Here is a 13253-nt window from a genome sequence, read left to right as displayed (position 1 = left end):
TCAGGAGCCGCGTGAGGGCGGCGCAGAAGAAATGTGAGAGGGGGAGGGCACGGGAGAAGAAGGGTCGGGCCGCACCAGCAGCCCGTTCAGCACATTGTCGATCTGGGCATCGATATACAACTCAGGCCGCAGGCCCAGCGAGTCTGGAATACAGGCCCCCACCGAGTGTTTCCACATCATGAGGAAGATCATGGGCGCCAGAACCACATGCACGATGTAGTCCAGTGGCACGGGGCGGAACTCGCCGCGCTCGATGCCGCGTTCGACGATGCGGCGGATCAGCGCCTGCCCCGGCAGAATCACCTCCTGCTGGTAGAACTCGGTGATCTCCGGGAAATTCTGGGCCTCGCTGAACATCAGCTTGGTGATACCCGAGGCCTTGGTGGCGCCTATGCGCTCCCACCACACCTGGTAGCAGTACCGCAGCAGATCGCTGGTGGTGCCGACAAAGGAATCAAGCTCATCCCGCCACTCTTCAAAACGGCCCGCGATGTTCTGGCGCACCACCGCCTTGAAAAGCTCTTCCTTGCTGGGAAAATACAAAAACAGCGTGCCCTTGGAGACGCCTGCACGGGCCGCCACTTCATCCACCCGTGTCGCGGCAAACCCTTTTTCGACAAACAGGTCCAGCGCGGCCTCCAGCAGCTCACCCGGGCGGGCTTCCTTGCGGCGCTCGCGTTTGGTGCCGACGGTGGCGGTGGGGGGAAGGGAGGTGGAAGGCAAGGAAGGGCTTCGTTAATGACTGACCGGTTAGTAATGTAGCAAGCACGGGATAGGGCGTCAATTCATAATGGTCAAGTTTGAACCCAAGGACCACCATGACTTTGCAAACCATCACCCTGGGCGGCGGCTGTTTCTGGTGCACTGAGGCGGTCTTCGACCGCGTGCGCGGCGTCACCGACGTGGAAAGCGGCTACACCAACGGCCACACGCTGAACCCCAGCTACGAACAAATCTGCCGGGGCGACACCGGCCACGCCGAGGTGGTGCGCCTGACGTTTGACGCCGACGAGATCAGCCTCCAGGAGATCCTGGAAATCTTCTTCCATACCCACGACCCGACCACCCTCAACCGCCAGGGCAACGACGTGGGCACCCAGTACCGCAGCGGCATCTATTACGAAGACCCTGCGCACGGTGACATTGCCAACGACATGATTCGCCAGATGTCGCAAGACAAGCTGTTTGGTGCACCGATCACCACCGAGGTGAAGCCGCTGCAGAACTACAGCACGGCCGAGGCGTATCACCAGGACTACTTTGCGAACAATCCGAACGCGGGGTATTGCGCGTTTGTGGTGGGGCCGAAGGTGGAGAAGTTTCGCAAGACGTTTGCGCGGTATTTGAAGGGTTGAGAGACCGCCGAGCAGTCTTCTCGGCAGCAAAACCAACACGGGTCCAAGCCAATGGATAGATTAACTAGTCAATCTATCCATTGGCAGTCGGGTGGAGCAAATAAAGCCCCAGCCCCAGCGCGAATATTATTCCCGCCAAGACGATGGCTCCCATTTTGTGTTGCAGATGATCTACGGCGTCAAACGCTTGCCAATGACCTTGCACGGCAAGTCGATGGCGCTTGAAGACCAGATATACGCAATAGGTATTGGTGGCAATGGCTATCAAGGCAAAACCAAGCTTGGCGTAGAGGATCGGGGTTTTTGGGGCGGTAGCCAACAGCATTGCACCTGTAGCCAAAACCATGGTGAAGGTGGGTATTTCAATGAAAATATCCACGCGCTTGTGAAGTGCCGAAAGAATGAGTTCCTTGTCACCACCTTGACCCAACAACGCGCGTTCAAAAAGGGCTTCGGTAAGAACACAACCGAGCCAAAGACCGACAAACGTGAGATGAAGTGGTAATAGCAGTGCTTGCATTTTGGTTGGACCTTATCCAGACGGTATTCAACTCAATATGTCGAATGAAGTGAACGATTGGGGAAATTAGGAATTATGGTCAGGGCTTGAGCCTCACAATTGATATGCATCACGGGCATGCCATGGAGGCACGCCTGAAAGACTCAGCCAAAAGGTCCATCCAACCTGAGGCGCTTCTCTGTGTTGAACGGCTCCATCGCCAACCATGTCGCTGCAGCCGTCAGTCCTCTGCCATTTCATTCAGGGGTTTCAGTTGGGGGAGGGCCAGCACGAAGGCATAATGCAAACCGATTGCGTTACAGACATCACCTGCCGCCGCATCTCGCCATGCCCTCCACCCCATCTTCTTCATCCCCACACCGCCTTTGGTCGCTCCCCCCGGGCATGCGCGCCACCCGCGCCACACGGGCGCTGGCGGTGCTGTACGAGGCCCGGCCTGACGCGGCGCTCTCCGAACCCGAAGTAGAAGCCGCCCTCGCCACCGCTGGCGCCCCCGTCAACAAAGTTACCGTTTACCGCATGCTCGACCGCTTTGCCGCTGCTGGCCTGCTGCACAAGCAGGTGGACGCTGCCCGCGTGACCCGGTATGCACTGGCACCCCAAGGCGAAGAGGGCACAGCCCCCAGATTCGAATGCGACGACTGCCACCGCCAGTTCCGCCTGTCGCAAGGCTCGGCCAAGGTGCAGACCGCCCTCAAGCAGGTGCTGCAGGCGCTGGCCACTGCCGGGCATGAGAGCCTGGCGGTGGACATTGCCGTGCACGGCCGATGTGCTGAATGCGCCCACCCGGCCGGGGGCGCTGCCGCATGATCCGCACACGAGGCCTTTCCTACACCTATGCCACGGGCGGCGCCGCGCCGCTGCGCTTCCCCGATGTGGACCTGCGCCAGGGCGGCACCTTGCTGCTGCGCGGGCGCTCGGGCTCGGGCAAGTCCACCTGGCTGGCGCTGATGGCGGGGCTGCGCGGAGCCAGCGGGGGCGACCTGTTTGTGGCGGGCACGCAGCTGGGCACGCAGCGCGGGGCAGAGATCGATGCCTGGCGCGCCCGCAGCATCGGCTTTTTGCCGCAAAAGCTGTACCTCAGCAGCGCGCTCACGGTGGCCGACAACCTGGCGCTGGTCTACTTTGCGGCCGGGCTGCCACGCGACGATGCCGCCATCACGCGTGCGCTGGCGCAGGTGGGGGTGGCCGAGCTGGCCGACCGCAAGCCGCACCAGCTTTCGGGCGGGCAGGCGCAGCGCGTGGCGCTGGCGCGGGCCGTGCTGCTGGCGCCGCAGGTGCTGCTGGCCGACGAGCCCACGGCCAGCCTGGACGACGAGGCCGCCGCCGACGCGCTGGCGCTGCTGCAGCACAGCGCCGCCGCCTGTGATGCCAGCCTGGTGATTGCCACGCACGACCAGCGTGTGGTCCAAGCCCTGGCCGGTGTGCAAACGCTGGATTTGAATGAAATCGGCGCCCAGCGCTTGATGGATAAGCGCGAGCAGCTATGAATTCAGGAGTCTTCAAACTGGCGCGCCTGTCATGGCGCTACCTGTGGTCCCGGCCTTTGGCGGCTGTGCTGAACCTGCTGGTGCTGACGCTCGGCCTGGCCGCCATCACGCTGGTGCTGCTGGTGGCCACGCAGCTCGACAAGGCGTTTGAGCGTGATCTGAGCGGCATCGACCTGATAGTGGGCGCCAAGGGCAGCCCGCTGCAGCTCATCCTGGCGGGCGTTTTCCATATTGATGTACCCACGGGCAACATCCCGCTGCAAGAGGTGCAGACACTGCAGAAGAACCCGCTGGTGGCGCAGGTCATCCCGCTGAGCCTGGGCGACAGCTACCAGGGCTACCGCATCGTGGGCACCACGCCCGACTACGTGGCGCACTACGAGGCAACGTTGGCTGAGGGCGCACTGTGGCAGCAACCCATGGACGCGGTGCTGGGCGCCAGCGTGGCGCGTGGCATTGTCAAAAGCAGCCATGCGGGCGCACCGCTGGTGGGCGCCACCTTCATCGGCAGCCACGGGCTGGGCGGAGGAGGGCATGCGCATGGCAACCACCCCTACCGTGTGAGCGGCGTGCTGGCGCCCTGCGGCTGCGTGCTGGACCGGCTGATCCTGACCAGTACCGAATCCGTCTGGATGGTGCACGAAACCGCTACGGCCACCGATGCCGAAGACCTGGAAATCTTGAAAGAAGAGCGCGAAGTGACCGTGGCCCTGGTGCGCTACCGCACGCCCATGGCCGCCATCACGCTGCCGCGCCAAATCAACAGCGACACCGCCATGCAGGCAGCGGCGCCCGCCATCGAGGTCACCCGCCTGATGCGCCTGCTGGGCGTAGGGGCCGACGTGCTGCGCGCCTTTGGCGGCGTGCTGCTGGCGGTGGCCGCACTGAGCGTGTTCATCGCGCTGTGGAACGCCGTACGCGAGCGCCGGGCCGATCTGGCCATGCTGCGCATGCTGGGCGCGCCCCCGGGCCGCGTGGCCGGGCTGGTGCTGTGGGAGGCCCTGTGGCTGGCCGCGATGGCGTCTGTGCTGGGCCTGCTGCTGGGCCACGGCCTGGCCCACGGCCTGGGCTGGGCACTGCAGGCGCAGGGGCTGCTGCCTGTCACCGGCCTCATCTGGCTGCCCGCCGAAGCGGGTGTGCCGCTGATGGCCGCCGGTGTGGCGGCGCTGGCGGCGCTGCTGCCCGCCATGCAGGCGTACCGCACGGACGTGGCCGACCTGTTAAGCCAGCCCTGATGCAGCCATCGAGTTCTGTCCTCTAAAAACCGTCCACCAACCAATCTGAAAGGCCTTCCATGAAAAAGCTCCTCACCGCACTTGCCTTGGCCCCCATGCTGCTCGTCGGCGCCCTGGCGCACGCCCAGGCCCACAACGACAAAGAGACCAAAGAAGACATCGCCCGCCACCGCGCCATGGCCGCCGCCCACGAGGCCGCCGCCAAGTGCCTCGAATCGGGCAAGGGCGAGGACGTCTGCCAGAAGGAACTCCAGACCGCCTGCAAGGGTCTGGCTATTGGCAAATACTGCGGCATGAAGCACGCGCACTGAGGCGATGGGCCTCCAGGCCCGCTACCATTTCTGAAAACGCTACAGATCAGGTTTCCCGCCATGGCAATCCACCCCGCTCACCGTCATCCCGCTGCACAACCCGATGCCGGAGCCAGCCGCACCCGCACTGCCCGGCGCGCCTGTGCGATGGTGGTGCTGGCCTGGACTGGGGCCGTACTCGCACAGTCGCCGACCGCTGCGCCCACGGGCAAACCAGCGCCGGGGGAGTTTGAACGCGCGACCGGCAAAACGCCCGGTGCCGCGCCCACCACCGCACCCGCGCTCTCGTCCCCTTTGCCTGCGGGCGCGGGCACCGCCATGCCATCGGGCGTTGCGTCGGGCAGCGGGGCGGGCTACCACAGCCCCAACAGCCCCATTGCGCCGCTGCCCCAGCGCAATGACGTGGTGCCGTGGTCCGTGCTGACCGACCTGACCAAAAAGACCACCAAGGACGGCATCCTGCCCGTGTTCAACGACGCGCAAAAGGGCATGGACAAGACCACGCAGCGCATCCAGGGCTTCATGGTGCCGCTGGATGCCAAGCCCACGCAGACCCACTTTCTACTTACCTCCGTGCCAATGACCTGCTCGTTCTGCACGCCGGGCGGGCCAGAGAGCATGGTCGAGGTCAAGGCCAAGACTCCCGTGCGCTATTCGCTGGAACCGGTGGTGGTGGAGGGCAAGTTCACCGTGCTCCCCAACGACCAATATGGCCTGTACTACCGCGTGGTGGACGCGGTGCCCGTGAAGTAATTCCGCCGCCTTTTCCCCGATCCCGCTGCCTTCCTTGTTCCTCTTGTGACCCCGTTGTTTCCAACCCCACTGGCCGCCCTGTGGCGCCGCCTGCGCCAGCAACTGCCCGCGCAGGCCGCCCTGGCGTGGCTGCTGCTGGCGCTGGTGGTGGTGCCCACGCTGGGGCGCCTGCACCAAGTGGAGCATGCGGAGGGGCTGGAGCAGATGCGTGCCGGTCACGCGGTGCAAGCTGGGCAGCAAGCCGACGCACACCACAGGCTCGCAGCCGCTTCGCCGGCAGCGGATGAGGACGCGGCCACATCCACAGAGGCAGACCACACCCACGGGCTGCTATCACTGCTCCTGGCCCCCCACGCGGCCGTGGACTGCCTTTTGCTCGACCAGCTTGCGCTGGGCGAAGCACTGCACAGCGCCCCCTCGGCGCTGCCCACCCTGGTGCCCGCGCAGGCACCGCCGGTACAACATGCCGGACGCTCTGCCGCCCCGCACGTTGCGCTGTTCCAGGCGCGTGGCCCGCCCACGGCCTGATCTCAGCAAGCCGCCTACGCGCCCACCGCATCGCGGGCCGGGCCACCAACACCTTGCCCGGCCTTGCAGGGCTGCGCTATCGCGCTTTGCCCATTTACTCCTGATTTCATAGCTGCTCGCGCTTGATAGACAGCGCTGGCGGCCATTTTTAGTCAAATTTTCATGCCCAGGGCGTGGAAGCCATGTATCTGCGTGCCGGCCCCGCCATCACCGGTCATGCCTCACGCCCCTGCGCATGCGTACCCGCAAACGCTCAAGCACCCGTTGCCACACCGCACCATGACCCACACCACATCCCAACCTCGCCGCCCCGTTGCTGTTCTTCGCGCCCGTCCCACCCTCCACCCCGTGGCCCTGGCCGCCATGCTGGCGCTGACGGGCACCGGCGTGGCGCACGCGCAGACCGCGCCGGTGGCAGCACCTGCCGATAACAGCGCTGCGGCCCCCGCCAGCCTGCCGCCCGTCACCGTCTCGGCCAGCGGCCTGCAACTGGGCGCCAATGAGATGACCACGCCGGTCACCGTGCTGGAAGGCGATGAACTCGTGCGCCGCCGCGAGGCCACCCTGGGCGAAACGCTGAACAGTGAGCCCGGCATCACCAGCAGCCACTTCGGCGCCGGTGCCAGCCGCCCCATCATCCGGGGCATGGACGGCCCGCGCGTCAAGGTGCTGAGCGACGGCGCCGAGCTGCACGACGCCTCCACCATCAGCCCCGACCACGCCGTGGTGTCCGAGCCGCTGCTGGCCACGCAGATCGAAGTGCTGCGCGGCCCCTCGGCCCTGGTCTACGGCAACGGCGCCGTGGGCGGCGTGGTCAATGTGCTCGACGGCAAGATCCCCACCGCCATCCCGCAAAAGGGCTACGAGGGCAGCGCCGAGCTGCGCGCCAACTCCGGCGCGGGTGAAAAAGCAGGTGCCTTCTCGCTGACCGGCGGCGCTGGCAACCTGGCCGTGCATGTGGAAGGCGTGGCGCGCGATGCAGGCGACTACCGCGTCGGCAAGGGCTGGGCGCCCGAGGGCGAACCCACCCGCAAGGTGCTGGGCAGCTTCAACCGCACCGACACCGGCAGCGTGGGCCTGTCGTGGGTGGGCGAGCGCGGCTATCTGGGCGCCGCCTACACCCGCCAGACCGCCAAATACGGCCTGCCGGGCCACAACCACAGCTTTGAAGGCTGCCACACGCACGGCGACCACCTGCACTGCGGCGCCCACGAAGAGGAGGAAGACGGCCACGACCACGGCGCCGAAGAACATGGCGACGTGCCTGTGGTGGACCTGCGCAGCGAACGCTTCGACATCCGCGGCGAGCTGCGCAACCCCTTCGCCGGCTTCTCGGCCTTGCGCCTTCGCGCGGGCGTGACGGATTACGTGCACGACGAAGTCGAAGACGGCGCCATCAGCACCACCTTCAAGAACAAGGCCTACGACACCCGCATCGAGCTGCAGCACGAGCCCATTTCAGGCTTCAAGGGCCTGATCGGCCTGCAGACCTCGCAGCGAAAGTTCAGCGCCGACGGCGAAGAGGCCTACGTGGAGCCCACCATCACCCGCAAGCTGGGCTTCTTCGCGCTGGAGGAATACCGCCTGGGCGACTGGCGCTTCGAAGCCGCCCTGCGCCACGACCGCCAGACGGCCGAAGCGCAAACGAGCGGCATCGAGCGCAGCCACAACGGCACCTCCGCATCGCTGGGCGCGGTGTGGAAGTTCACGCCCGGCTACCAGGTCGGCACCTCGTTCACCCGCGCCAGCCGCGCCCCTTCGGCCGAAGAGCTGTATGCCAAGGGCCTGCACATGGCCACCAGCACGTATGAGCGCGGCAACGCCGACCTGAAGTCCGAGATCTCGCAGAACATCGACGTGAGCCTGAAGAAGACCAGCGGCGACACCACCTTTGGCGTCAGCATCTTCCGCAACCGCATCAACAACTACATCTACGGCCGCACGCTCGATGAAGTCGATGGCCTGCAACTGCTGCAATACAGCCAGGCCGACGCCACCTTCACCGGCATCGAAGGCCAGGTGCGCCAGCGCCTGAACCGCAACCTGGGCATCACGCTGTTCGGCGACACCGTGCGCGCCACGCTCGACGCAGGCGGCGGCCGACTTCCCCGCATCCCCGCCACCCGCGCGGGCATCCGCCTGGACGCCAACTGGCAAGCTTGGGAAGGCCAGGTCGAATGGGTCCAGGTGGCCCGCCAGAACCGCGTGGCCGAGTTTGAAAGCGCCACTCCCGGATACGGCATGCTGAACCTGGGCGTCAGCTACAACGGCCAGTTCAGCACCGGCACACCGTGGCAGGTGTACCTGAAGGCGAACAACCTGACGGACCGCCTGGCGTATGCGCACACCTCGTTCATCAAGAATGCCGCGCCGTTGATGGGCCGCAATCTGACGGTGGGGGTGAAGGTGGCGTTCTGACGGGTGACGCCGCCGTGATGTGAGCGAGCCAGCGGCGGAGGACGGCGTTGCTGGCTCGCACATCTGGCGGCCCCAAACCACTCAAACCACCGAGTCCAAAGGTGACTTGGATGCATGCCATACTCGCTTTGACGTGGTTGATTTTTCGATCCGTCAAGGCGACGCTGCCTCAGTCCCGGTGATGGCGCGCACCCGATTCGGAAATGGGATTGGCTCCGCAGCAGGCCGCCCAACGCAGGGTTGCGCGACGCGCGAAGGACTTGTTCGGCGCGGCCGTGCATGAATCTGACCCATTTGCAATAGCCCTGCATGCCCACCACTCCCACGCCGTCCGCAAACCTGTTGCAACTGCTTCCTGAGGCGGTGGTGCAAACCGATGCGCTGTGGGAGATCACCTATCTGAACCCGGCGTGGCACAAGCTCACCGGCCATTCGGTGGCGGCGGCGCTCGGCAGGTCTTTGCTGGAGTTCGTGCATCCCGACGACATCGGCACCATGCGCTCGGGCATGCCGGTGTTCCGCTTGCGTTTTGCCGACGCGGACTATCGCTGGGTGCGTCTGCAGCTCCACCCGGAGACGGATGCGGCGGACCGGGTGATCAGCCGCCAGGGTGTCCTGATCGAGATCACCGAGGTCACCGAACAGGTGCTGGTGGAAATTCGCCAGCGCTTTCTGCGCTTGCTGGAAACCATTGATGGCGTGGTGTGGGAGGCTGAAATCGGCGTGGGCAATACCTTCCTGAGCCCGCAGGTCGAACGCTTGTTCGGCTACTCCGTCGAGGAATGGCGGGCTGACCCGGGCTTCTGGCGGGCGCATGTACACCCCGACGATCTGGAGGAGGCCCTGCGCATCGACGATGCCGCTTACAACGCCACGCACAGCCATGCCTACGAGATGAGCTATCGGCTGATTGCCAAGTCCGGCAAGGTCGTGTGGGTGCGTGATCTGTGCCGTGCAGTGGTCGAGCCGGGGCGGCCGAACCGCATGATCGGCCTGATGATCGATGTGACCCAGCAGAAGAACACCGAACTCGAGTTGTTGCGCTCCGAAAACCGCTATTCGCTGGCGACGCGCGGATCCAATGACGGCATCTGGTATTGGGACTTGCGAACGGACGCGCTGCATGTGTCCGGGCGTTTTCTCCAGATCGTCGGACTGGGTAGCGCCGATCTTGTGCATGACGGAGGCTGGCGCTTTTTGGAGCAGCTCATCGATACCGAGGATCGCGAGCGCGTGCAGGAGGCCTACCGCAGGCACCTGTCGGGAAACAGCCCGAACTTTTCGGTGGACTTCCGCGCGTTCCACGGAGCAGGGCGGCTGGTGTGGGTCAATTGGCGCGGGCTCGCCGAGTTCGAAGAGGGTGTTCCCGTGCGCATGGCGGGATCGTTGAGCGATCTGGCCGAGCGTGGCAGTTCCTACGATGCGCTGACCAACTTGCCCGGCCGGCCGTTGTTCCGCGATCGCCTCGCGCAACTCATCGCGCTGCACCAGAACGAGGTGGTGAACGGAGGTGGCGTTCCGATACGCGATGGAGCCACGATGTTCGCCGTGCTGTTGCTGGATCTCAACGGGTTCAAGGCCGTCAATGACAGCTACGGGCACCATGTGGGCGACCAGCTCTTGCAGCAGGTGGCGCGGCGGCTCGAATCCTGCGTGCGGGCAGTGGATCTGGTCGCCCGCATGGGTGGCGACGAGTTCAATGTGCTGTTGGAGTCCATTGACCCCGCTGAAGCCAGCCAACGCGCGGAGCAGATTGCTGCAGCCTTGAAAGTACCTTACGTGATCGGCAGGCACACGGTGATCAGTGGTGCGAGCATCGGATTGGCCAGCAGCGCATCCAGGCTGGCGACGGTCGACGACTACCTGCGCGCTGCAGACACCGCCATGTACCGGGCCAAAAGTCAGTCATTGGGCGTGTGCGTGTTTCAGTAAGGCGTGCCAGGGGCAATTGCCTGCGAGGCTGTCGCATGGCTTGCCTTCCTCGTCCCCTTCTGGTTTTCGGTGGTTTCGCTGGGGTGCTTCCAGTGCGCTTGTGCCCGGGACCAGGGGGTTATTGCTGGTCGATGGCTGCTGCCTCCATTGGATGCCGGTAATCGAACATGTTTTTGGACTTCTGCGCTTGTTCATCAAGCGCCATTAGCTATCGTAAGCATAGCAAACAATATTACCCCGGCTTTGCGTTGACCGTGGCAGGCCTGGACGGATGGGGCACGCTTGGCGCCAGCCAACCCAAGGGGCCTTGCTTTGATCAGGACAAAACGGGCTTTCCAGAGTTTGGCGCGCTGACACTTGAACACCAGCACGTCTGCGACGAATTCAAAGATGCTGGTTGGAAGACCGGTCACGATGCCCAGAGCAGAGGCGGGTCAAGCGGGATACGCCGAGCCCGAATCCGGGGGGGACACCCGCAGCCCGCACGGGTAACATATTGAGGCGCCGAGGCTGGCAGGGGCGGCGATCGGAGCAGTCAACGGGGACCAAGCGCCAGGGGCGGCGCAACGTGCTCACCAACCGTGGAAACCAAAAAAAATGTTCAAAAAAAGTGTCTGGAAGTGGCTGGGATCACTTGCTTGTTTGCTGGGCGCAATGGGGGCGGCCCAAGCGCAGCCCACCACTTACGTGGCCACCGCTGCAGGCAACTACACGGGTTTCACCAACTTCACGGTGTGCGGCACGCCACCGTGCCAGAACTTCACCGCGGCGATGAGCACATCTGGCTCGTTCACCACCACCGCGCCGCTGGCAGCCAACCTGGCGTCTGCGCAGTTGGGCGCCTTGGTGTCGGCCTTCAGTTTTTCAGATGGCCTGACCACATACACCCATACAGACCCGAATACCCGGGTCTGGAACTTCCGGGTCACGACCGATGCGAGCGGGGCAATTACGGGTGTGAACATTCTTATCCAGCGCTGGATTTCGGGCGCAGCGCCCCACAACATCGGCGACCGGTTTTCCTTCTTCGAGACCAGCACCACAGCTGCAAGGCACAACATGTTCTGCAGTGGGATCGCCGTTTCCACCGCCGGCGTGGCAGATTCATGCGGCTTCGCCGGCAGCGATACCAGCACCTCTTCTGCAACCCCTGTTTCGCTGGTGTGGTCTGCTGCGGTGGCGGCTTCCTCCATACCGACCCTTTCCGAGTGGGCGTTGATGGCCATGGCGGGGTGGATGGTGATGGTTGCATTTCAGCGGCTGCAGCGCCGTGACGGCAAGCGCTTGGCGCATGGGCAGCGCTGACGGGGTAACTGTAGCGGCAGCCGCCTGCCAGCCCAAGGTGCCGTCAGGCTGGGCCTGGGTTTGTGTTTGCTAGCCCACGGCGCCTAGGATCAGAACGAAAAAAACCGGCTCCTCAGAGCCGGTTTATTTACAAGCGATCAACGGATCAGTAACGACCACCGCCGAAGCCACCCGTGCCGTAGCCAACGTCCGAGCGTGTGCTCGCGCTGTAGCCGCCGGCCTTGTAGCCACCGGCGCCGCCACCCTCTTCACGGGGGCGGGCCAGGTTCACGACGATCGAGCGGCCGTCAACGGACATGCCATGCAGGGCGCTGATGGCGGCCTGGGCGACTTCGGCGGAGGCCATTTCCACAAAGCCGAAGCCCTTGGAGCGGCCGGTTTCGCGGTCCATCATGACCTTGGCGGAGGAGACTCGGCCGAATTCGGAAAAGTTGCTTTCCAGGGTGGAATCGGTCACGGAGTAGGGCAGGTTGCCCACGTAGATTTTGCTGCTCATGGTTGAGCCTTTCTGAAATGTGGTGCGCAACGAAGGGCGTACCGTTGGGATGCAGCTGTGAAGATCGAGTGTCCGCAGCAACTGGGATGGGTGGATGGGATCTGCAGGTCGCAGATCAGGTCATCAGCACGTTGGGGGGTGCGGCATGCACGTTTGCAGCCAGCCCTGGGTGACTGCAAAGAGCCGGGCGGCTTCGCGCGAGGCAAAGGCTTTGTCAAAACGGAACACGCGGCAGTAGCTGCCGTTGCCCTGAGAACGATGGACCGAGAAGGAGGCGCGGAAGCGGCCGCAGTCGGTCGGGTGTGTCGTGGGCGAAACGACGTACTTGCCCATGGAAATGGCGGTCTGTGAAATCTGGATCAATCAGGATCGCAGGCGTGGAAATCGACCTGCGTGAGCATCAAGGGACGCAGTGGGCTGCAGCTCTACAGACCCAATGGGCAACCACAAAGGTTGCAAAAGGCGGCTTGCCTGGGGCGGATTGCCACCCTGAGCAGGCGTTGCGGTGACTGCACGCGTCAAGAGCCGTGACTGCAACGACACGGAGTATACAGCAATTTGCATGTATCTGCAGTTTAATATTATTTTTGGTTTTAAAAGGCGCTCTTGCTGGATTGCGTCGGCGCCCCACACAGCCCCATCCCTTCGATTGCTCGGCCCTCGATCAGGCCCCAGCAAGGGCCGCAACTCTGCTCATGCTGCAGGATCAGGCCTAGCAAGGGGGTGACTTTTGACTGCCGCGTACAGGCTTGTTTCGCCAGGACCGCTTGGCTTTTAGAGTACGCGTGCCGAGCGTTTCACCCCCAGAAAATGGCTTCTAGTGAGCTGCATGGTATATTTGCAGAAGTAACAATTTGTGATAGAAAATCAACTAAATTAATTGATGTTTGTGTTGCTAATGTGAATTGAT

General features: G+C 63.9%; 14 protein-coding genes. 10 read left to right on the top strand and 4 right to left on the bottom strand.

The window, feature by feature from the left end; genetic code table 11:
* On the bottom strand, window positions 1–723 hold the full coding sequence (locus ACSQ22_RS02305; protein WP_436129306.1) for a TetR/AcrR family transcriptional regulator: 723 nt from the start codon (window positions 721–723) through the stop codon (window positions 1–3).
* Between the two features lie 95 nt (window positions 724–818).
* Between ACSQ22_RS02305 and msrA the strand changes: the two genes are divergently transcribed.
* Entirely contained in the window at window positions 819–1355 is a 537-nt protein-coding gene (gene msrA / locus ACSQ22_RS02300) for a peptide-methionine (S)-S-oxide reductase MsrA (protein WP_436129305.1), read from the top strand.
* Window positions 1356–1428: 73 nt separating this feature from the next.
* Here msrA and ACSQ22_RS02295 read toward each other — a convergent pair whose 3' ends face one another.
* Window positions 1429–1875 (bottom strand): hypothetical protein, encoded by a 447-nt coding sequence (locus ACSQ22_RS02295; protein WP_436129304.1) that lies wholly within the window; start codon window positions 1873–1875, stop codon window positions 1429–1431.
* 384 nt (window positions 1876–2259) lie between these two features.
* Here ACSQ22_RS02295 and ACSQ22_RS02290 point away from each other — a divergent pair, with 384 nt between their 5' ends.
* The 9 genes from ACSQ22_RS02290 to ACSQ22_RS02250 all read left to right on the top strand — a co-directional run bounded on the left by ACSQ22_RS02290 (window position 2260) and on the right by ACSQ22_RS02250 (window position 11847).
* Window positions 2260–2685, top strand: a complete 426-nt coding sequence (locus tag ACSQ22_RS02290; protein WP_436129334.1) for a Fur family transcriptional regulator — start codon at window positions 2260–2262, stop codon at window positions 2683–2685.
* The gene (locus ACSQ22_RS02285; protein WP_431153012.1) at window positions 2682–3365 is read left to right on the top strand and encodes an ABC transporter ATP-binding protein; all 684 of its coding nucleotides are present in this window, start codon (window positions 2682–2684) and stop codon (window positions 3363–3365) included. The genes ACSQ22_RS02290 and ACSQ22_RS02285 overlap by 4 nt, the downstream gene beginning before the upstream one ends.
* Window positions 3362–4600 carry an FtsX-like permease family protein gene (locus tag ACSQ22_RS02280; RefSeq protein WP_436129303.1) on the top strand — a complete coding sequence of 413 codons (1239 nt, stop codon included), beginning with the start codon at window positions 3362–3364 and terminating at the stop codon, window positions 4598–4600. The genes ACSQ22_RS02285 and ACSQ22_RS02280 overlap by 4 nt, the downstream gene beginning before the upstream one ends.
* 59 nt (window positions 4601–4659) lie before the next feature.
* On the top strand, window positions 4660–4911 hold the full coding sequence (locus tag ACSQ22_RS02275) for a hypothetical protein (protein WP_121506414.1): 252 nt from the start codon (window positions 4660–4662) through the stop codon (window positions 4909–4911).
* Window positions 4912–5058: 147 nt separating this feature from the next.
* A complete protein-coding gene (locus tag ACSQ22_RS02270) occupies window positions 5059–5664 on the top strand; it encodes a DUF3299 domain-containing protein (protein ID WP_121420164.1) in 606 nt (201 codons plus the stop codon).
* A gap of 45 nt (window positions 5665–5709) precedes the next feature.
* Window positions 5710–6192 carry a hypothetical protein gene (locus tag ACSQ22_RS02265; protein WP_436129302.1) on the top strand — a complete coding sequence of 161 codons (483 nt, stop codon included), beginning with the start codon at window positions 5710–5712 and terminating at the stop codon, window positions 6190–6192.
* Window positions 6193–6471: 279 nt separating this feature from the next.
* A complete protein-coding gene (locus tag ACSQ22_RS02260; protein WP_436129301.1) occupies window positions 6472–8610 on the top strand; it encodes a TonB-dependent receptor domain-containing protein in 2139 nt (712 codons plus the stop codon).
* Between the two features lie 309 nt (window positions 8611–8919).
* On the top strand, window positions 8920–10542 hold the full coding sequence (locus tag ACSQ22_RS02255; RefSeq protein ID WP_436129300.1) for a PAS domain-containing protein: 1623 nt from the start codon (window positions 8920–8922) through the stop codon (window positions 10540–10542).
* A gap of 597 nt (window positions 10543–11139) precedes the next feature.
* The gene (locus ACSQ22_RS02250; RefSeq protein ID WP_436129299.1) at window positions 11140–11847 is read left to right on the top strand and encodes an IPTL-CTERM sorting domain-containing protein; all 708 of its coding nucleotides are present in this window, start codon (window positions 11140–11142) and stop codon (window positions 11845–11847) included.
* A 145-nt stretch (window positions 11848–11992) separates the two neighbouring features.
* On the opposite strand, the gene ACSQ22_RS02245 is transcribed toward ACSQ22_RS02250, so the two are convergent.
* Window positions 11993–12343 (bottom strand): RNA recognition motif domain-containing protein, encoded by a 351-nt coding sequence (locus ACSQ22_RS02245; RefSeq protein ID WP_055401895.1) that lies wholly within the window; start codon window positions 12341–12343, stop codon window positions 11993–11995.
* Between the two features lie 123 nt (window positions 12344–12466).
* Window positions 12467–12676, bottom strand: a complete 210-nt coding sequence (locus ACSQ22_RS02240) for a hypothetical protein (protein ID WP_055401919.1) — start codon at window positions 12674–12676, stop codon at window positions 12467–12469.
* Window positions 12677–13253: the final 577 nt, after the last annotated feature.

The organism is Acidovorax sp. LjRoot38 (assembly GCF_964252975.1).
In the GTDB taxonomy this organism is placed as follows: Bacteria; Pseudomonadota; Gammaproteobacteria; order Burkholderiales; family Burkholderiaceae_C; genus Acidovorax; species Acidovorax facilis.
The sequence above is the reverse complement of the archived record's forward strand: the minus strand, read 5'-3'. Positions and strand labels throughout refer to the sequence as shown.

Bases quoted from the DNA above. Each gene is read 5' to 3' on its own strand.
- ACSQ22_RS02270 (WP_121420164.1), top strand. From the start codon at position 5,059: ATGGTGGTGCTGGCCTGGACTGGGGCCGTACTCGCACAGTCGCCGACC.
- ACSQ22_RS02290 (WP_436129334.1), top strand. From the start codon at position 2,260: ATGCGCGCCACCCGCGCCACACGGGCGCTGGCGGTGCTGTACGAGGCC.
- ACSQ22_RS02250 (WP_436129299.1), top strand. From the start codon at position 11,140: ATGTTCAAAAAAAGTGTCTGGAAGTGGCTGGGATCACTTGCTTGTTTG.
- ACSQ22_RS02295 (WP_436129304.1), bottom strand. From the start codon at position 1,875: ATGCAAGCACTGCTATTACCACTTCATCTCACGTTTGTCGGTCTTTGG.
- msrA (WP_436129305.1), top strand. From the start codon at position 819: ATGACTTTGCAAACCATCACCCTGGGCGGCGGCTGTTTCTGGTGCACT.
- ACSQ22_RS02285 (WP_431153012.1), top strand. From the start codon at position 2,682: ATGATCCGCACACGAGGCCTTTCCTACACCTATGCCACGGGCGGCGCC.
- ACSQ22_RS02280 (WP_436129303.1), top strand. From the start codon at position 3,362: ATGAATTCAGGAGTCTTCAAACTGGCGCGCCTGTCATGGCGCTACCTG.
- ACSQ22_RS02275 (WP_121506414.1), top strand. From the start codon at position 4,660: ATGAAAAAGCTCCTCACCGCACTTGCCTTGGCCCCCATGCTGCTCGTC.
- ACSQ22_RS02260 (WP_436129301.1), top strand. From the start codon at position 6,472: ATGACCCACACCACATCCCAACCTCGCCGCCCCGTTGCTGTTCTTCGC.
- ACSQ22_RS02255 (WP_436129300.1), top strand. From the start codon at position 8,920: ATGCCCACCACTCCCACGCCGTCCGCAAACCTGTTGCAACTGCTTCCT.
- ACSQ22_RS02240 (WP_055401919.1), bottom strand. From the start codon at position 12,676: ATGGGCAAGTACGTCGTTTCGCCCACGACACACCCGACCGACTGCGGC.
- ACSQ22_RS02245 (WP_055401895.1), bottom strand. From the start codon at position 12,343: ATGAGCAGCAAAATCTACGTGGGCAACCTGCCCTACTCCGTGACCGAT.